This window comes from Cellulomonas sp. (assembly GCF_035634735.1).
Classification (GTDB): Bacteria; Actinomycetota; Actinomycetes; order Actinomycetales; family Cellulomonadaceae; genus Cellulomonas.
Map to the genome: position 1 here is coordinate 1 of NZ_DASQCJ010000176.1, position 18,006 is coordinate 18,006.

15 protein-coding genes are annotated in these 18,006 nt (G+C 75.6%); 4 read left to right on the forward strand and 11 right to left on the reverse strand.

The features are described from left to right. On the forward strand, positions 1-783 hold a 783-nt coding region (locus VER05_RS14605; RefSeq protein ID WP_324846066.1), incomplete at its 5' end, for a ferrochelatase. Continuing rightward, positions 780-1,517: a hydrogen peroxide-dependent heme synthase gene (gene hemQ / locus VER05_RS14610; RefSeq protein WP_324846067.1), complete on the forward strand. Its 738-nt coding sequence runs from the start codon at positions 780-782 to the stop codon at positions 1,515-1,517. The genes VER05_RS14605 and hemQ, both read left to right, overlap by 4 nt. 31 nt (positions 1,518-1,548) lie before the next feature. Here hemQ and VER05_RS14615 read toward each other — a convergent pair whose 3' ends face one another. The 6 genes from VER05_RS14615 to VER05_RS14640 form a co-directional block, all read right to left on the reverse strand. Next, positions 1,549-1,929 (reverse strand): META domain-containing protein, encoded by a 381-nt coding sequence (locus VER05_RS14615; RefSeq protein WP_324846068.1) that lies wholly within the window; start codon positions 1,927-1,929, stop codon positions 1,549-1,551. A 42-nt stretch (positions 1,930-1,971) separates the two neighbouring features. Further along, the gene (locus VER05_RS14620) at positions 1,972-3,036 is read right to left on the reverse strand and encodes an LLM class flavin-dependent oxidoreductase (protein WP_324846069.1); all 1,065 of its coding nucleotides are present in this window, start codon (positions 3,034-3,036) and stop codon (positions 1,972-1,974) included. Between the two features lie 79 nt (positions 3,037-3,115). Beyond that, positions 3,116-4,417 carry a Glu/Leu/Phe/Val dehydrogenase gene (locus tag VER05_RS14625; protein ID WP_324846070.1) on the reverse strand — a complete coding sequence of 434 codons (1,302 nt, stop codon included), beginning with the start codon at positions 4,415-4,417 and terminating at the stop codon, positions 3,116-3,118. A gap of 128 nt (positions 4,418-4,545) precedes the next feature. Further along, positions 4,546-5,769 carry a M15 family metallopeptidase gene (locus tag VER05_RS14630; RefSeq protein ID WP_324846071.1) on the reverse strand — a complete coding sequence of 408 codons (1,224 nt, stop codon included), beginning with the start codon at positions 5,767-5,769 and terminating at the stop codon, positions 4,546-4,548. Next, complete coding sequence (locus VER05_RS14635) at positions 5,766-6,551, reverse strand: aldo/keto reductase (protein WP_324846072.1); 786 nt, start codon at positions 6,549-6,551, stop codon at positions 5,766-5,768. Before VER05_RS14635 ends, VER05_RS14630 begins: the two co-directional genes overlap by 4 nt. 14 nt (positions 6,552-6,565) lie before the next feature. Beyond that, complete coding sequence (locus VER05_RS14640; protein ID WP_324846073.1) at positions 6,566-7,435, reverse strand: AraC family transcriptional regulator; 870 nt, start codon at positions 7,433-7,435, stop codon at positions 6,566-6,568. A gap of 111 nt (positions 7,436-7,546) precedes the next feature. On the opposite strand from VER05_RS14640, the gene VER05_RS14645 reads away from it, so the two are divergent. Beyond that, positions 7,547-10,906, forward strand: a complete 3,360-nt coding sequence (locus VER05_RS14645) for a bifunctional proline dehydrogenase/L-glutamate gamma-semialdehyde dehydrogenase (protein WP_324846074.1) — start codon at positions 7,547-7,549, stop codon at positions 10,904-10,906. Between the two features lie 108 nt (positions 10,907-11,014). Here the strand turns inward: VER05_RS14645 and VER05_RS14650 are convergent, their stop codons facing one another. The 5 genes from VER05_RS14650 to VER05_RS14670 form a co-directional block, all read right to left on the reverse strand. Next, on the reverse strand, positions 11,015-12,049 hold the full coding sequence (locus tag VER05_RS14650; protein WP_324846075.1) for a LacI family DNA-binding transcriptional regulator: 1,035 nt from the start codon (positions 12,047-12,049) through the stop codon (positions 11,015-11,017). Positions 12,050-12,154: 105 nt separating this feature from the next. Then, a complete protein-coding gene (locus VER05_RS14655; RefSeq protein WP_324846076.1) occupies positions 12,155-13,072 on the reverse strand; it encodes a carbohydrate ABC transporter permease in 918 nt (305 codons plus the stop codon). Then, positions 13,069-14,169 (reverse strand): sugar ABC transporter permease, encoded by a 1,101-nt coding sequence (locus VER05_RS14660; RefSeq protein ID WP_324846077.1) that lies wholly within the window; start codon positions 14,167-14,169, stop codon positions 13,069-13,071. Before VER05_RS14660 ends, VER05_RS14655 begins: the two co-directional genes overlap by 4 nt. 107 nt (positions 14,170-14,276) lie before the next feature. Next, positions 14,277-15,572 carry an ABC transporter substrate-binding protein gene (locus VER05_RS14665; protein ID WP_324846078.1) on the reverse strand — a complete coding sequence of 432 codons (1,296 nt, stop codon included), beginning with the start codon at positions 15,570-15,572 and terminating at the stop codon, positions 14,277-14,279. Between the two features lie 240 nt (positions 15,573-15,812). Further along, on the reverse strand, positions 15,813-16,319 hold the full coding sequence (locus VER05_RS14670; protein ID WP_324846079.1) for a DUF2505 domain-containing protein: 507 nt from the start codon (positions 16,317-16,319) through the stop codon (positions 15,813-15,815). 176 nt (positions 16,320-16,495) lie between these two features. Between VER05_RS14670 and VER05_RS14675 the strand changes: the two genes are divergently transcribed. Then, complete coding sequence (locus VER05_RS14675) at positions 16,496-17,998, forward strand: sensor histidine kinase (protein WP_324846080.1); 1,503 nt, start codon at positions 16,496-16,498, stop codon at positions 17,996-17,998. The last annotated feature ends 8 nt before the right edge of the window (positions 17,999-18,006 follow it).

An 18,006-nucleotide genomic window follows, 5' to 3' on the forward strand; every position in this document is an offset into this window, starting at 1 on the left:
GCGGGCGTCGCGGGCGAGGCCGACGGCTGCGCCGACGCCGAGGCCGCCGCGGGCGTCCAGGTCGACAAGCTCCGGCACTACTTCAACCACCCGGGATTCGTGCGCGCCAACGCCGACGCCGTGGTCGAGGCGTTCACCGAGCTCGCCGCGCAGGTCGGCCGGCCGGTCGCCGAGGTCGCAGCCGAGGCGCCGCTGCTGTTCGTCACGCACTCGATCCCGCTCGCGATGGAGGCCGGCTCCGCCGCCGCCCGCCCCGGGTACCAGGCCCAGCACCAGGACGCCTGCCGGGAGGTCGCGCAGCTCGTGGCCGCCGACCTCGGGGTGTCGCCGGACTGGAGCCTGGCGTTCTGCTCGCGCTCCGGCCCGCCGTCGCAGCCCTGGCTGGAGCCGGACATCAACGACGTGCTCGCCGAGCGGGCGGAGGCCGGCACCACCGCGGTCGTCATGTCGCCGATCGGCTTCGTGTCCGACCACATGGAGGTCGCCTACGACCTCGACACCGAGGCGATGGCCACCGCGAAGGACCTCGGCGTCACCGCCGTCCGCGCGGGCTCGGCGTCCACCCGGGCCCCGTTCGTCGCGGGCCTGGTCGACCTGGTGCTCGAGCGCGCCGCCGCCGAGCGCGGCGAGGACCCGGACCGGACGACGGTCGGCGTGCTCGGCGCCTGGCCCGACCGGTGCGCCGTCGGCTGCTGCTTCCAGCGCGCGGGCGTCGACACGGGCCTGCCCACGATCAACCAGCAGCGAGCGCACGACACCCCCGAGGGAGCAGCAGCACGATGAGCACCACGACCCCGCCGGCCGGCGGCCACAGCACCGAGACCGCCGACGAGATCAACGCCTCGATCCGGTACGCGATGTACGCGGTGTTCGAGACCACGGAGCCGCTGCCCGCCGACGAGACCGAGCGGAAGCGGTACGTCGAGGACGCGCTCGCCGCGCTGACCGGCCCGGACGCCCCCGCGGGCCTGGTCGTCCGCGGCTGGTACGACGTCGCCGGCCTGCGCGCCGACGCGGACCTCATGGTCTGGTGGTGGGCCCCGACGATCGAGGCCGTGCAGGAGGCGTTCCACCGGCTGCGCGCGAGCGACCTCGGCGCCCACCTGCTGCCGGTGTGGTCCGTCGCGGCGATGCACCGCCCGGCGGAGTTCAACCGCGGGCACGTCCCGGCGTTCCTGGCCGGCGAGGAGCCGCGGGACTACCTGTGCGTGTACCCGTTCGTGCGGTCCTACGAGTGGTACCTGCTGTCCGACGAGGAGCGCCGCGAGCTGCTCCGCGAGCACGGCCACGCCGCCCGCGACTACGCGGACGTCCGCGCCAACACGCTGTCGTCGTTCGCGCTCGGCGACTACGAGTGGGTCCTCGGCTTCGAGGCGGACGAGCTGCACCGCATCGTCGACCTCATGCGCGACCTGCGCGCCACCGGCGCCCGCCGGCACGTGCGCGAGGAGATCCCGTTCTACACCGGCCCGCGCGTCGAGCTCGCGGAGTGGGCGGAGCGGCAGCCGCGCGCCTGAGCGGCGGCGCGCGCCCGGGTGCGCGCGTCCGCTAGACGGACTCCTCGGCGGGGGCGGGCAGCAGGCGGCTGACCCGCCCCTCGTCGTCGACGAGCACGAGCGCCCCGTCGGCGACCGCGGCGCGCACCGGGCGGGCCAGCAGGTCGAGCACCGCGCGCTCGCGGGCCATGTGCTCGGGGGTGCCGGCCATCAGCGTGGTGACCACGGGGCCGAACGTCAGCGTGCCGGAGGCCGGCCCGTCCGGGTCGCGGTCGAACGACCAGGTGCCGCGCAGCCGGTTCACGCCGCCGGTGCCGTAGACCTGGCCGTCGCCGGAGAACGTCAGCGCCGGGTGCGCCCGCTCCGGCCCGTCGTCGAGCGGCACGCCCGCGACCTCGGTGAACCGCCACGCACCCCCGACGACCTCGTCCATGGCGCCGATCCTGCCACCGTGCACCGGCCCGCGCGCCCCGGGTCACCAGGCGGCGGCCAGGGCCTCCAGCGTCGCGATCCGGTCCGCGACGTCGTGGGTCGTCGCCGTCACGATCAGCTCGTCCGCGCCGGTGCGCTCGACCAGCTCGCGCAGGGCCGCCGCCGCGGGCTCCGCCGTGGTCGCGATCTGCGTGCCCGCCACCTTCGCGAAGAACTCCGCCGCCTGCACCGGGTCGAGGTCCGCCAGCAGCGTCGAGGCGTCCTCCGGGGTCTCGATCGGCGCCAGCGCCCCTCGGCTCCGCAGCCGCAGCGCCATGACCTTCGACGGCCCGGCGAGCCACTGCGCCCGCTCCTCGGACTCGGCGACGATCACCGAGGCCGACACCATGAGGTGCGGGGCGTCCAGCACCGCGGACGGGCGGAACGCCGACCGGTACACCTCGGCGGCCGTCGTCGTGATGCCGGTGCCGAAGTGGTGCGCGTAGGAGAACGGCAGGCCGAGCTCGCCGGCGAGCTGCGCGCTGAACGTCGACGACCCCAGCAGCCAGACCTCGGGCGTCCCCGACGGCACCGGGGTGGCGCGCAGCCGCTGCGTGACGGCCGACGCGGCGCGGCCCGCGGGCAGCTGGCCGAGCAGGTGCAGCACGTCGAGCAGCTCGGCGGGGAAGTCCTCGGCGCCCAGGCCCTCGACCGTGCGGCGCAGCGCGGCGGCGGTCATCGGGTCGGCGCCCGGCGCGCGGCCGATGCCCAGGTCGACGCGGCCCGGGTGCAGCGCCTCGAGCATCGCGAACTGCTCGGCGACGACCAGCGGCGGGTGGTTCGGCAGCATGACGCCGCCGGAGCCGACCCGGATCCGCTCGGTCGAGGCGGCGAGGTGCGCGAGCAGCACGCCGGGGGAGGTGGACGCGACCGCGGGCATGCTGTGGTGCTCGGCGACCCAGAACCGGCGGTAGCCGAGCGCGTCGGCGCGCCGGGCCAGGGCGGTGGAGTCGGCGAGCGCGTCGGCGCTGGTCGCGCCCGTCCCCACCGGGGACAGGTCGAGGACGGACAGCGGGACCTCGGGGCGGACGACGGGCTGGTGCGCGCGGGCGGCGTCGGGGGTGCTCACACCAGGGGCAACGCGGCCGGCCCGCGGGGGCTTCCCGGGGCCGGCCGCGTCCCGCGTCACACGCGCGGCGCCGCGCCGATCAGGGGTACAGCCCCCGCAGCTGGTGCGCCTCGGCCACCCGGCGCACGCCGATGACCAGCGCCGCGTCCCGCAGCGTGATCCCGTCGGCCCGGGCCCGCTGCGCCACGGCGGCGTACGCGGAGCGCATCCGCTGCTCCAGCCGGTCCTCGATCTCGCGCTCGGTCCACCAGTACGCCTGCTGGGCCTGCACCCACTCGAAGTACGACACGACCACGCCGCCGGCGTTCGCCAGGATGTCCGGGACGACGGTGATCCCGCGGTCGGCCAGCACCCGGTCGCCCTCGCTGGTGGTCGGGCCGTTCGCGCCCTCGACCACCCAGCGCGCCTTGACCGCGGCGGCGGTGTCCTCGTCCAGCACGTCCTCGGTCGCGGCGGGGATCAGCACGTCGACGTCGAGCGCCAGCAGCTCCGCGTTGGTCAGCGGGTCGGCGCCGGGGAGGTCGACGACCGAACCGGTCTCGGCGACGTGGCTCAGCAGCGCGGCGACGTCCAGGCCGCCCGGCGCGTGCACGCCGCCGTACTGGTCGCTCACCGCGACGACCCGCGCGCCGCCCTCGGCCAGGAACCGCGCCGCGTGCGAGCCGACCTTGCCGAAGCCCTGCACGGCGGCGGTGACCTCGGACAGCTCGGTGCCGGCGTCGGCCAGCGCCGCGGCGGTGGCGTGCACGACGCCGCGGGACGTGGCCGTGGCCCGGCCGAGCGAGCCGCCGATCGCGATCGGCTTCCCGGTGACCACCGCCGGGATCGTGTACCCGGAGTTCACCGAGTACGTGTCCATGACCCAGCTCATCGTCTGCTCGGTGGTGCCGACGTCGGGCGCCATGATGTCCCGCTCCGGCCCGATGATCGGCATCACCTCGGAGGTGTACCGCCGGGTCACCCGCTCGAGCTCGGCGGGGGAGTAGCCGCGCGGGTCGATCGCCACGCCGCCCTTCGCGCCGCCGTACGGCAGGTCGACGACGGCGCACTTCCAGGTCATCCACATCGCCAGCGCGCGGACCTCGTCGATGTCCACGCCCGGCGCGTACCGGAGGCCGCCCTTGCCGGGCCCGCGGGAGATGTTGTGCTGCACCCGGTAGCCGGACAGCAGCTCGATCCGGCCGTCGTCCCGGCGCAGCGGCACGGCGACGTGCAGCTCCCGGCGCGGGGTCGCGAGCATCTGGTGCAGGCCGTCGTCGTAGCCGAGCAGCCCGACGGCCGACGACAGCTGCGCGAGCGCCGTCGTCAGGGGGGAGGTGCGCGGGGCGGGCGTCGCGGGGGTGGGCGACGACGACGTCCCGGCGGGTGCGGTCGCGGTCATGCAGAGGCCTCCTGGGCATCGCGTCCGGCAGCCCGGGCGCGGCCTCGTCGCCGCACCCGCCGGCGGCGGCCGGGTACCTCGTCACTGTGCCACACGCGGCGGGGCCCGACCGGTCGGGCCCCGCGCGGTCAGGAGGTCCGGCCGGGTCCGTACTCGAAGTGCCAGTACTCGGCGTAGGGCTGGCCCTGGCGGACCCGGGCCGGCGCGTACCAGCCGTAGGTGGGCCCGTTCGCGACCAGCCAGTCGTACCGCGCCGTGCCGAACCCGTACGTGCCGACCCACTCCTGCACGTCGAGCGCGGTCCCGAGGCCGTGCGACGACGTGCCCGGCGCCGCGGCGAGGCCGCCGAACGTCGCCTTCATCGCCACCTGGTCCTCGTAGGACCGGTAGGTGAGGTCCAGGTCGATCGACGCGCCGAACTGCGCGCGGAACGCCTCGTTCAGGGCGGTGAGCGCGTCCGCGGCGTCGCAGCGGAGGTACTGGGCGAACCCGAGCTGGTCGGTGCCCCACGGCACCTGGCACATGGCGGAGGCCGGCATGTGGCCGTTCGACCCGTCGCCGTCGGCGGTCGGCACGGAGGTCACCCAGAGCACGTTGCCGTTCGCGTCGACCGGGCGGCCGTCGACCCAGCCCGCGATCCCGGGGTTGCTCGGCGCGCCCGCGGGGGCCCCGCCCGAGGCGGAACCCGACCCCGAGCCCGCGCCCGCCCGCGCGGCGGCCGCGGCCTCCGCGTCGGCCTGCTCCTGCGCGGCGCGCGCGGCCTTCGCCGCGGCGGCCTCGGCGGCGGCCTGCTCCGCGGCGACCCGGGCGGCCTCCTCGGCCGCGGCCCGCTCCTGGGCGGCGCGCACCGTCTCGGCCGCCTGCCGGGACGCCTCGGTTCCCGCGCTGCGGCGCTGCTCGGCCAGGAAGTCGTCCTCGGCCGCGGACAGCTCGGCGGTCAGGCCGATCGCCTCGGCGCGCTGCTCGGCGTCGGCGGCGCGCTCGCGGGCCTGGTGCAGCTGCACGCCGGCGATGGCGACGGCCGCGACGAGCACCGCGCTGGTCGCGGCGGCGACCGCGGCCCGGCCCCGGCCGTACCGGCGCGCGGGGGTGGGGCCGGTCGTCACGACGGCGTCCGCGTCGGGGGCGCCGTCGTCGGCCCGGCCGTCCGCCCGGTCGTCCGCCCGGCCGTCCGCCCGTCCGTCCGCCCGGCCGTCCGCCCGGTCGTCCGCGCGGGCCGCGGCCGCTGCCGCGGCCGCTGCCGGGGCGGCGGCCCGGGCCCGGGCCTCGCGGCGGGTCGCCGGCGGGGGGACCGACGGCGGCCCCGGGACGGCGGGCGTCCCGGGGTCGCGCGTGGCGTCGGGCTCCGTCACCTGCCGCCCAGGCCGTCGATCTGCGCGAGCTCGTCGGCGGACAGCGTGAACTGCAGCGCCTCGAGGTTGTGCGCGATGCGGTCCTTGTTCGTGGACTTCGGGATGACGACGATCCCGTGGTCCACGTGCCAGCGGAGCACGACCTGGCGGGTGCTGACGCCGTGCGCCTCGGCGATCGCGGTGAGCACCGGGTCGTCCAGGTCGGTCCGCTTGAACGGGCTGTAGCCCTCGACGACCACGCCGCGCTCGGCGTGCGCCGCGAGCAGGTCGGCGTCGAAGTCGCCCGGGCTCCACGGGATCTGGTTCACCGCGGGCGCCTCGCCGGTGGCGGCGATGAGCTCGTCGATCTGCGCGATCGAGTAGTTGGACACGCCGATCGAGCGCACCAGGCCCTCGTCGCGCGCGGCGATGAACTGCTCCCAGGTGGCCGGCGTGGCCTGCTTGTTCGGCGGCCAGTGGATCAGCCACAGGTCGAGGTGGTCGGTGCCCAGCGCCGCCAGCGACTCGTGCAGCGTCTGGCGCTCGCGGCCGGCGTGGTCCGGCGGCAGCTTGGTGGTGACGAACACGGCGTCCCGGTCGACGTCGACCAGGGACAGGGCGCGGCCGACCTCGGCCTCGTTGCCGTACCCGGTGGCGGTGTCGACGTGCGTGTAGCCGAGCTCGAGCGCGGCGACCACGGCGCGCTCGGCGTCGCCGCCCTCGGACTGCCAGGTGCCGAGGCCGAGCAGCGGCATCTCGCCGCCCTTGAGCGTGACGGTGGGGATCTGCGGAGCGGGTGTCATGCGTCCATCGTGGCTCAGCCCGCGGCCCGGGGCCACGGCAGCGGCGCGACCAGCGGCGGGACCAGCGGGGCGACGGCCCGGCGGAACTGCGCCGGCGTCTCGCCCGTCAGCCGGCCGAACGTCCGGGTGAACGAGGCCTGGTCGTAGAACCCGGCGGCCGCGGCCACCTCGGCGAGCGGCAGGTCCGTCCCGCCGAGCAGCGCGGCCGCGTGGTCGACCCGCGCCCGGAGCACGTACTGCTGCGGGGACAGCGCGTAGACCCGGCGCACCCGGCGGTCGAGCGTCGACGGCGAGCAGCCCGCCGCCTCGGCGAGCTCGGCCACCGTCGGCGGGTCCGCGAGCCGCCCCTGCACGAACGCCGCGACCCGGGACAGGGCCTCGACGGTCGCCGCGTCGGCGTCGCCCGCGCGCAGCGCCTGCGAGATGCTCACCAGCCCCACGACGGCGCCCGCGTCGTCGCGCACCGGCTCCTTCGACGTGAGGTACCAGCCGGGCGGGCCGCCGGGTCGCCGGATCAGCTCGAGCTCGCGGTGCAGCGCCCGGCCCGTCGCCAGCACGTCGCGGTCCTGGGCGTCGTACCGCTCGGCCAGGTGCGGGAGGAACAGCTCAGCGGCGGTGCGGCCGACGACCGCGCGGCGGGACCGCTCGGGGGTGCGGCGGACGAACGCGTCGTTGACCACCACGTACCGGCCCGTGAGGTCCTTCGCGCAGAACATGGTGCCGGTGAGGTCGTCGCACAGCCGGAGCAGGGCGGGGGTGAGGGCGCGGAGCAGGGCGCGCGCGGGGGCGTCGGCGGGCGCGGGCGCGGCGGCGGGCGTGGCGGCGGGCGCGGCGGGGCCGGCGGTCCCGGGGGCCGCGGCGAGGTGGGGTGGACGGCGTTCCATGTCGGGGGCAGCGTAGGTGCTGCGCGTGACGGGCACGTGTCACGGATCGGGCCCGGTGGCCCGGCCGATCCGTGCAAGACGGGGCGCGGGGCGCTCGGGGAGGATCCCGCCATGACGACGACCCACGACCCGGCCGCCGCGCGCGACGCCGCCGACGCCGCCGCCGCGCCGCACGCCCCGGAGCACCTGACCCGGGACGCGGTGGACCTCGCCCACCGCTGGATGGCCGCGACCGCCGCCGACGAGACCCCCGCCGAGCGCCGCGCCACCGGCCGGCTCGCCGCGCTCGTCGCCGACCCCGCGGGGCTGGAGCTCGCGGTGCGGTTCGTGGACCGGGTCGCCCGCCCGGAGGACGTCCGGGTCGCCGCGGCCGAGCTCGCAGGCCTCGGGGAGCGCGCCGCCGACGCCGCGGCGTTCCTCGGCGGCGTGGACCGGGCGCTGCTCGGGGTCGGCGCGAAGGTCGCCCCGCTGCTGCCGTCCGCCGTCGTGCCCGCGGCGCGGATCCGGCTGCGCCAGCTCGTCGGCCACCTGGTCGCCGACGCCGGCCCGGGGCTCGGCCCGCACCTGGCGCGCGCCCGGAAGGAGGCGTTCCGGCTCAACCTCAACCTGCTGGGCGAGGCCGTGCTCGGCGAGGACGAGGCGAACCGCCGGCTGCACCGGGTGGCCGAGCTCGCCGCCCGCCCGGACGTCGACTACGTGTCGATCAAGGTCTCGGCCGTCGCCAGCCAGCTGTCGACCTGGGACACCGAGGGGAGCGTGCGGCGCGTCGTCGACCGCCTGCTGCCGCTGTACCGGGCCGCCGCGGCGAGCGGGACGTTCCTCAACCTCGACATGGAGGAGTACCGCGACCTCGCGCTGACGGTGCGGGTGTTCGACGCGCTGGTGAACGACCCGCAGGTGCGCGGCGCCGAGATGGGCATCGTGCTGCAGGCCTACCTGCCGGACACCTCCGCGGCGCTCGACGAGGTGACGGCGATCGCCCGGCGCCGGGTCGCCGCCGGCGGGGCGCGGCTCAAGGTCCGGCTGGTCAAGGGCGCCAACCTCGCGATGGAGCAGGTCGAGGCCGAGCTGCACGGCTGGGCGCAGGCGCCGTACGCCGGCAAGCCCGACGTCGACGCGCACTACGTCCGGCTGGTCCGGCGGGCGCTCGACCCCGCGCGGACGTCCGCGCTGCGCGTCGGCGTCGCGAGCCACAACCTGTTCCACGTCGCGTACGCCCACCTGCTCGCGGCGCACCACGGGGTGTCCGAGGCGCTCGACATCGAGATGCTGCAGGGCATGGCCCCGGCGCAGGCCCGCGCGGTGCAGCGCGAGGTCGGCCAGGTGCTGCTGTACACGCCGGTGGTGGCGAAGCAGGACTTCGACGTCGCGATCTCCTACCTGGTGCGCCGCCTGGAGGAGAACGCCGCGCACCAGAACTTCCTGCACGCGCTGTTCGCCGGCGGGGACGGCCCGGACGAGGGGATCGCCTCCCAGGAGGACGCGTTCCTGGCGTCGGTCGCGGGCGCCGACCGCGTGCCCACGGGGCGCCGCCGGCTGCCGCGCGACCCCGGCGCAGGGGCGTCGGAGCCCGGGGCGTTCCGGAACGCCGCCGACACCGACCCCGCCGTCGCCGAGTCCCGGGAGTGGGCCGCGCGCCTGGTCGCCGCGGACGTCGAGCCGCCGGCCGGCGCCGTCGAGGTCGGCACCGAGGCCGAGGTGGACGCCGTCGTCGCCCGGGCCGTGGCCGCCGCGCCCGCGTGGTCCGCCCGCACGCCCGCCGAGCGCGCCGCGGTCCTGCGCCGCGCCGCCGACGAGCTCGAGGCCGCCCGCGGCGACCTGGTCGCGACGATGGTGCACGAGGGCGGCAAGACCGTCGCCGAGGCCGACCCCGAGGTCAGCGAGGCCGTCGACTTCGCCCGCTACTACGCCGACCGCGCGGAGGAGCTCGCCGACGGGCGCGTCCCGGGCGCGGTGTTCCGGCCCCGCGGCGTCACCGTGGTCACCCCGCCGTGGAACTTCCCGGTCGCCATCCCGGTGGGCTCCGTGCTGGCGGCGCTCGCGGCCGGGTCGCCCGTGCTGATCAAGCCCGCGCCGCAGACCCCGCGGTGCGTGCGGGTGGCCGGCGCGGCGATCCAGCGCGCGCTCGACGCGTCCGGCGTCGACGAGGCCGCGCTGCAGGTCGTGCTGTCGCCGGAGGGCGAGGTCGGCCGCCGGCTGGTCACGCACCCGGACGTCGCGCGGGTCGTGCTGACCGGCTCGCTCGAGACCGCCCAGCTGTTCGCCGGCTGGCGCCCCGACCTGGACGTGCTCGCCGAGACGTCCGGCAAGAACGCGCTGATCATCACGCCGTCCGCCGACGTCGACCTGGCGGTGGCCGACCTGGTGCGGTCCGCGTTCGGGCACGCGGGGCAGAAGTGCTCGGCGGCGTCGCTGGCGATCCTGGTCGGGTCGGCGGGCACGTCCGACCGGCTGCGCCGGCAGCTCGCCGACGCGGTGTCGTCGCTGCGCGTGGGCTGGTCCGACGACCTCGGCACGACGATGGGCCCGCTGGTCGAGCCGGCGTCGGGCAAGCTGCTCCGCGCGCTGACGACGCTCGACGAGGGCGAGGCGTGGCTCGTGCAGCCGCGGCGGCTCGACGAGGAGGGCCGGCTGTGGACGCCCGGCGTCAAGCACGGCGTGCGCCCGGGGTCCTGGTTCCACCTCACCGAGTGCTTCGGGCCGGTGCTCGGCGTGATCCGCGTCGACACCCTGGACGAGGCCATCGCGGTGCAGAACGCGGTGGCGCTCGGCCTGACCGGCGGCCTGCACTCGCTGGACGAGGCCGAGATCGCGCACTGGCTCGACCGGGTCGAGGTCGGCAACGCCTACGTGAACCGGCACATCACCGGCGCGATCGTGCAGCGGCAGCCGTTCGGCGGCTGGAAGGCCTCGGTGGTCGGCCCCGGCGCCAAGGCCGGCGGCCCGTCCTACGTCGCGCAGCTCGGCGCGTGGTCCGACGCCCCGGAGGTCGCGGCGCTGGACGACGACGCCTGGCTGGCCTGGGCGCACGCCGACGACGCGCGGGTCTGGGCCGAGGAGCTCGGCGCGCCGCACGACCCGTCCGGGCTCGCGTCGGAGGAGAACGCGCTCCGGCACCGCCCCGTGCCGCACCTGACCGTGCGCGTCGGCGCCGACGGGCGCGAGCGGGAGGTGCTGCGCGTGCTGTCGGCGGCGCGGACCGCCGGGGTGCCGGTGACGGTGAGCCGGGCGGCGGAGGAGAGCGACGACGCGTTCGCGCTGCGGGTCGCGGCCGGCGAGGTCGCGGGCCGGGTGCGGGTGGTCGGGTCCGCCCCGGGCCTGCGCGCCGCGGCGGTCACGCGCACGGGCGAGGTGACGGTGCTCGACGCGCCGGTCGTGGCGAGCGGGCGCCGGGAGCTGATGACGGTCGTGCGGGAGCAGGCCGTCTCGCGCACCCGCCACCGCTTCGGCCACGTGGACCCGACCCGCTGACGCCAGCGGGCGGCGAATGCACATGAAACGTGACGAGTGCCTATCCGTCGGATAGGCACTCGTCACGTCTCGTAGGCACTCGACGCCGCGGGCGCCCGCGCGCGCGGGTCAGGCCGAGCCGCGCACCACCAGCTCCGGCGCGAACACCTGCGCCTCCGTGCGCGCGCGGCGCCCCTGCAGCTGCGCGACCAGCTCCTCGCCGGCCGCCCGCGCCATCGCGATCACCGGCTGCGTCACCGTCGTGAGGTTCGGCTTCGTGGTCGTCGCCAGGCCGGAGTTGTCGTAGCCCACGACCGCCACGTCGCCCGGCACGTCCCGGCCGGCGTCGGCGAGCTCGGGCAGCGCGCCGGCGGCCATCAGGTCGGACGCGATGAACATCCCGTCGAGGTCGGGGAACCGCGCGAGCAGCTCGCGCGCCGCCGAGGCGCCCCCGTCGACGGTGAAGTCGCCGTGCACCACCGCGTCGTCGGGCAGCCCGGCCTCGGCGAGCGCAGCGCGCCACCCGGCCAGCCGGTCGATGCCCGCGGACATGTCGGCGGGGCCGGCGATGGTGGCGATCCGGCGCCGGCCGAGCCGCACCAGGTGCTCGGTCGCGATCCGCCCGCCGCGCAGGTTGTCGGTGTCGACGACCGCCGCGGCCTCGCCGCCGACCAGCGGGCGGCCGATGAACACCGTCGGCAGCCGGGAGGCCTGCAGCGCGCGGTCGATGGCGTCGTCCCGGTGGTGCGAGACCACGATCGCGCCGTCGACGTGGCCGGCGCGCAGGTACCGGGCGGTGCGCTCGGACTCGCCCGGCCGCGCGATGACGAGCAGGAGCTGCAGGTCGGCCAGCGCGAGCGGGGTGGAGACGCCGTTGAGCACGCCGGCGAAGAACGGGTCGGACAGGACGCGCTCGTCCGGCTCGGGCACGACCAGCGCGACCGAGTCGGTGCGCCGGGTGACCAGCGACCGCGCGGCGCGGTTCGGGGTGTAGCCCAGGTCGGCGACCGCCGCGGCGACGGACTCCATGGCCTCGGGGGACACCCGGTCCCCGCCGTTGATCGCGCGGGACGCGGTGGAGCGGGACACGCCGGCGCGCAGCGCGACCTGCTCGAGGGTCGGTGCCGGGTGGGTCGCCGACGGGATGGCGGACTGGTCGATCACGGCGGATCGCCCCCTCGTGTCGTCGGGTGGTGCCGCGCGCGGGCACCGGAGGACGCGCGCCCCTCGCGCGGGACCCGCGAACGGGCCCCGCGCGAAGCGTAGCGGTCAGCCCTTGACGGCCCCGGCCATGATCCCCGCGACCAGCTGGCGGCCGGCGACGACGAACAGCAGGAGCAGCGGGATGATCGAGAGGACGACGCCGGCCATGATGAGCGGCAGGTCCTGGAAGAAACCGGCCTGCAGCAGCTTGAGCGCCACCGGCAGGGTCGGGTTCTGGTTGCCGAGCACGATGGACGGCCAGAAGAAGTTCGTCCACGACGTGATGAAGGTGAACAGCGCCAGCATGGCCGCCGCCGGCCGGGCCGCGGGCAGCGCCACCGACCAGAACGTGCGGAACATGGACGCGCCGTCGACCCGGGCGGCCTCGATGAGCTCGTAGGGGAGCGCGGAGTCGAGGTACTGGGTCATCCAGAACACGCCGAACGCGGTCACCATCGCCGGCAGGATCACCGCGAGCAGGTTGCCGGTCAGGCCGAGCTCCCGCATGACGATGTAGAGCGGGACGACGCCGAGCTGGGTCGGGACCGCCATCGTCGCGATGACGAACACCAGCAGCGGGCCGCGGCCGCGGAACCGGAGCTTGGAGAACGAGTACCCCGCGAGCGTCGAGAAGAACACCACGGACAGGCTGGTGATCACGGCGACGACCAGCGAGTTGCCGGTCGCCTTCACCAGGTCGATGTCGGCGTCGAACACGCGCTGCAGGTTCGCGAGGAACTCGCCGCCCGGGATCAGCGACGGTACCGGGTTCTGCGCCACCTCGGCCGACGTCGAGGACGACAGCAGGAAGGTGTAGTAGAGCGGGTAGGCCGAGATCAGCAGGAACGCGCCGAGGACGACGTAGGTCACCCAGCCCGGCCGGCGGTCGGCGCCGCCGTTGGTCTTGTTGCGCTTGCGCTGCGCCGCGCGGGCCGCGCCCTTGCCGGCGGTCTGCGCGATGACGGGGACGGACGGGGCGCTCATCGGGGGTCCACCTCGGTCGGTGCGGCCGCGGTCACCGCGGCGTCGGACGTCTGCTTGACCCGGCGGGCGAGGTCGCGCGAGGCGCGGCGGCTCTGCTTGCGGGCGGCCTTCGCGGTGCGGCTCATGTCGTCCGCGGAGGCGATGCGCCGGGTCAGCCAGTTGTTGAGCAGCGCGAACAGGATGATGATCAGGAACAGCAGCCAGGCGACCGCCGCGGCCCGGCCGAGCTGCTGCTTGTTCCAGCCCAGCTCGTACAGGTAGAGGGTCACGGTCTTCCACTGGCCGTTCGAGCCACCGAGGCCGGTCGCGTCGTACATGCGCGGCTCGTCGAAGATCTGCAGGCCGCCGATGGTCGACGTCAGGATCACGAAGATCATGGTCGGGCGGACCATCGGCACCGTGATGGAGAAGAACTGCCGGATGCGGTTGGCGCCGTCGAGCGTCGCGGCCTCGTACATGTCGCGCGGGATCGCCTGCATGGCGGCCAGCAGGATCAGCGCGTTGTAGCCGGTCCAGCGGAAGTTCACCATCGACGCGATGGCGATGTGCGAGGCGAACGCGTCCTTGTGCCAGCCGATCGGGTCGATGCCGATCTGGCCGAGCAGGGAGTTGATCATGCCCGAGCCGTCGGCGAACATCTGCGAGAACACCAGGCCGACGGCGACCGGGGCGACGACGTAGGGGAGCAGCACGCCCATCCGCCAGAACGTCTTGGCGCGGAGGTTGGCGTCCAGCATCGCGGCGATGACCAGGGCGGCGATCACCTGGGGCACGGTGGACAGCAGGAAGATGCTGAACGTGTTGCGCAGCGAGTTCCAGAAGAACGTCTGCCCGAGCACGAACGTGAAGTTGTCGAGCCCGACGAAGTCGCCCTGGCCGCCGATGAGGCTCCACTCGTGCAGCGAGACCCAGCCGGTGTAGAGCAGCGGGAACAGGCCGACCACCGCGAACAGCAGGAAGAACGGCGAGATGTACAGGTAGGGCGAGACCTTCACGTCCCAGCGGCCCAGCGTCTGCTTGAAGCCGATCTTCCGGGGCGCGCGGTCGTCGTCGCTGCGCGGTGCCGCGCCCCTGGGGGGCGCCGTCTGGGTGGCCATGGGGATCCTTCGTGCGGGCGGGCCGGGGTCGTGCGGTGCGGGGCGCGGGGGGTGCCCGCGCGACGGACCGGGCCGCCGGGGAGTCCCGGCGGCCCGGCCCGGTGGGGTCAGCCGATCGCGGCGACCGCGTCCTCGAAGCCCTTCCAGGACTCGTCGGGGGTCATCGACTTGTCGACGTCGACGCGGTTGAAGGCGTCGGACAGGCCGGTGCGGATGGTGAAGTAGTTCTCACCCTTGTACGGCGCGACGGAGATGGCCGCGGACCGGTCGGTGTAGATCTGGCCGGTCGGCGCGTCGTTGAAGAACTCGCGGGTCATGCCCTGGAGCTCGTCCGACTGCTGCGCCTCGATCTGGCTCGGGAAGTTGCCGTTGACGGCGAACGCGGCGAGCTGCTGCTCGGGCGCGGTCAGCCAGTCGGCGAGCTCCTTGGCCTCCTCCGGGTGCTCCGACATCGTCGGGACGGCCAGGAACGAGCCGCCCCAGTTGCCGCCGCCGCCGGGGAAGACGTTGGCGATGTCCCAGCCCTCGACGCCCGCCGAGTTGCCCTCGATGTTGCCGAGGAACCAGGCCGGGGCCAGCGCGACCGCGAAGCCGTTGCTCTGGAACGCGTTCGTCCAGTCGGTCTCCCACTGCTTGAGGCCGGCGGACTGGTCCTCGTGCGACAGGATCGTGTCGTAGATGTCGCGGATCTCGGGGTTGTCGAGCGCGATGATCTCGCCGGAGTCGGGGTCCTCGAACGGCACCTCGACCTGGTTGATCATGCCCTGGGCCAGCGCGTCGGCGGAGTCGAAGAACGCCGGGCCGGTGCCCGCGGCCATGAACTGGTCGCCGACCGCGAAGAAGTCGTCCCAGGTGGCGTCGTCGCCACCGAACAGCTCGGCCACGGCCTCGCGGTCCGTCGGCAGGCCGGCGGCGGCGAACAGGTCGGAGCGGTAGGCGATGGCCTCCGGGCCGATGTCCGTCGGGTAGCCGAGCAGCGCGCCGTCGGGGGTGGTGGCCTGGTCGGTGGTCCACTTGTTCCAGCGGCCCTCGACCGAGTCGCTGCTCAGGTCGGTGAACTGGTCCGAGTACTGGATCATCTGCGGCAGCCAGTCGACCTCGACGCCCACGACGTCCGCGAGGCCCGAGCCGGCGCCGAGCGCCGTCTGGAACTGCTCCTTGGCGTCGTCGGACTTGCCGAACTTGTTGTGCTCGATCTTGATGTTCGGGTGCTCCTCCTCGTACTGCTTGAGGAGGTCCTCGTAGCCGAACTGGTTGAAGGTCGAGATGGTCAGCGTGATCTGACCGTCCGAACCGTCGTCGCCGGCGGCGTCGTCCGACCCGCCGCCGCACGCCGTCGCCAGCAGGGCGACGCTCGCCGCTCCGGCCACGGCCACCCAGGTCTTGCGCGTGCTCCTGCGCACTGTGACTCCCTCGTCATCCGCGGCGACGTCGCCGCTCCCGTCGGGTCGCCGGCACCGGCGCCCGTCGTGGGACCGCTCCCACCACCTACTGCGGGAGCGCTCTCACGCCATGTCAGGCACCCTGTCGTCCGGGGGTCGGTGAAGTCAAGCGACGGGGTGCGCAAACGGGTGTGGAAGCGGTCCCACGACGACGTTCGCGCAGGTCAGGGCGATATGCCCGCGAGGCGCGTTACGGAATCGTTACGCCTCGCCGGCGCTCGCGACCCACTCGCGGGCGACGCCGGCCTCGGCCTCGAGGGCGCCGCGGACGGCCTTGGCCGCCGCCTGCTCGACCGCGGAGCCGAACAGCGGGACGTTCGCCTTGAGGTCCCCGTCGTAGGTGATCGCGGAGCCGCCCTCGGCCGCCGCCAGGGCGACGGTGCCTGTCAGCCGGACGGGCGCGCCGGCGATCTCGACCGCGACCGTCCCGGTGCGGGTGCCGTCCGCCGCGGCGGGCTCCCAGGCCTCCACCTGGCGCACCTCGAGCGTCGAGCCGACGAACGCGCGCACGTTCGCCGGGATCTGGTCCGTCGGCAGCGCGCGCCGGGTCGTCACCGTCAGCGCGCCGTCCTCGGCGGGGGCGACGTCGACGTGCAGCACCTCGGCGCCGCTCGCGATGACCTTCGCGCGGACGTACACGGGGTCGGCCAGCATCGTCCCGGCGGTGCGGGGATCGGCCGGGACGGGGACGGTGACCTGCAGGTGCACGGGCGTTCGGGTCCTTCCGAGGTGCGCGGGCGGCCGCGGGGGAGGTGCGGGTCCGACGACAGTATCCGCCCGCGCGCGGGCGCGCGCCCCGGTCGGGCGGCGGGCGTGGGGCGCGTCACGTGCCGCGGGGTGGGACGGGCCGGGGCCGGGGACGTCGTGCGCCGTACCCTGGGGCCGTGTCCACCCTGAGCGAGCTCGCGCAGCGCCACGCCCACCTCGACGCCGCGGACCTCGAGTGGCTGCACCTGCTGGTCGGCGACTGGCAGGTCATCTCCGACCTCGCGTTCGCCGACCTCGTGCTCTGGCTGCCGACCGAGGACGGCGACTTCGTCGCGATCGCGCAGGCGCGGCCCAGCACCGGCGCGACCGTGCACTACGACGACGTCGTGGGCTCGCGCGCGCCCGAGGGCCAGCGCCCGCAGCTCGAGCGCTCGCTGAGCGAGGTCCGGGCGCAGCGGTCCCGCGAGCCGCGCTGGTTCGGGTCGTACGCGGTGCGCGAGGAGGCGGTGCCGGTCGTGCACGAGGGCCGCGCCATCGCCGTCATCGCCCGGCAGACCAACCTCGGCGGCGCCCGGACGCCGAGCCGGCTGGAGCTGAACTACGTCGAGGCCGCGGACGACATCATGGGGATGATCGCCCGCGGCGAGTTCCCGATGACGAACGCCGCGACCGGCCCGCGCCGCGGCGCGCCGCGCGTCGCCGACGGCCTGGTGCGGCTGAACTCCGAGGGCGAGGTGCTGTACGCCAGCCCGAACGCCCTGTCCTGCTTCCACCGGTTCGGCGCGATGGACGACCTGGTCGGCCGGTCGCTGGTCGAGGTGGTCGCCGACCTGATCGAGCAGAACTCCCCGGTGGACGAGTCGATGCCGCTGGTGCTGATGGGCCGCGCGCCCTGGCGCACCGACATCGAGGCGCACGGGGTCGCGCTGTCCCTGCGCGCCGTCCCGCTGTCCGAGGAGGGGGAGCGGATCGGCGCCGTGCTGCTGTGCCGCGACGTCTCCGAGCTGCGCCGCCGCGAGCGGGAGCTCATCACCAAGGACGCGACGATCCGCGAGATCCACCACCGCGTGAAGAACAACCTGCAGACCGTCGCGGCGCTGCTGCGCCTGCAGGCCCGCCGGATGAACGTGCCCGAGGCCCGCGCGGCGCTCGAGGAGGCCATGCGCCGGGTCGCCACCATCGCGCTGGTGCACGAGACGCTGTCCCAGACCCTCGACGAGACCGTGCAGTTCGACGAGCTGGTCGGCCGGTCGCTGCGGCTCGCCGCCGACGTGGCGTCGGCCGGGGCGTCCGTGCGGACGCTCGTGCGCGGCACGTTCGGGCCGGTGTCCGCCGAGGACGCGACCGCGCTTGCGCTGGTGCTGACCGAGCTGGTGACCAACGCCGTCGAGCACGGTCTGGCCGGCCGGGACCACGGCTCGGTCGAGGTGAACGCCGAGCGCGTCGAGGACGACCTGGTGGTCACGGTCGCGGACGACGGCGCGGGCATCCCGGCCGACTCCGCCGGCAGCGGCGCGGGCCCGGGTACCGGCCTCGGCACCCAGATCGTGTCGACGCTGGTGACCAACGAGCTCCGCGGCTCGATCGCGTGGGCCCCGCGGGACGGCGGCGGCACGGAGGTCACGCTGCGCGCGACGCTGCGCACCCCGGGCCGGGACGCGGCGGCCACGGTCGCCTGACGCCGCGC

Excerpts from the sequence above, each read along its gene's own strand:
- hemQ (WP_324846067.1), top strand. The coding sequence starts at position 780 with ATGAGCACCACGACCCCGCCGGCCGGCGGCCACAGCACCGAGACCGCC.
- VER05_RS14615 (WP_324846068.1), bottom strand. The coding sequence starts at position 1,929 with ATGGACGAGGTCGTCGGGGGTGCGTGGCGGTTCACCGAGGTCGCGGGC.
- VER05_RS14625 (WP_324846070.1), bottom strand. The coding sequence starts at position 4,417 with ATGACCGCGACCGCACCCGCCGGGACGTCGTCGTCGCCCACCCCCGCG.
- VER05_RS14635 (WP_324846072.1), bottom strand. The coding sequence starts at position 6,551 with ATGACACCCGCTCCGCAGATCCCCACCGTCACGCTCAAGGGCGGCGAG.
- VER05_RS14640 (WP_324846073.1), bottom strand. The coding sequence starts at position 7,435 with ATGGAACGCCGTCCACCCCACCTCGCCGCGGCCCCCGGGACCGCCGGC.
- VER05_RS14645 (WP_324846074.1), top strand. The coding sequence starts at position 7,547 with ATGACGACGACCCACGACCCGGCCGCCGCGCGCGACGCCGCCGACGCC.
- VER05_RS14655 (WP_324846076.1), bottom strand. The coding sequence starts at position 13,072 with ATGAGCGCCCCGTCCGTCCCCGTCATCGCGCAGACCGCCGGCAAGGGC.
- VER05_RS14660 (WP_324846077.1), bottom strand. The coding sequence starts at position 14,169 with ATGGCCACCCAGACGGCGCCCCCCAGGGGCGCGGCACCGCGCAGCGAC.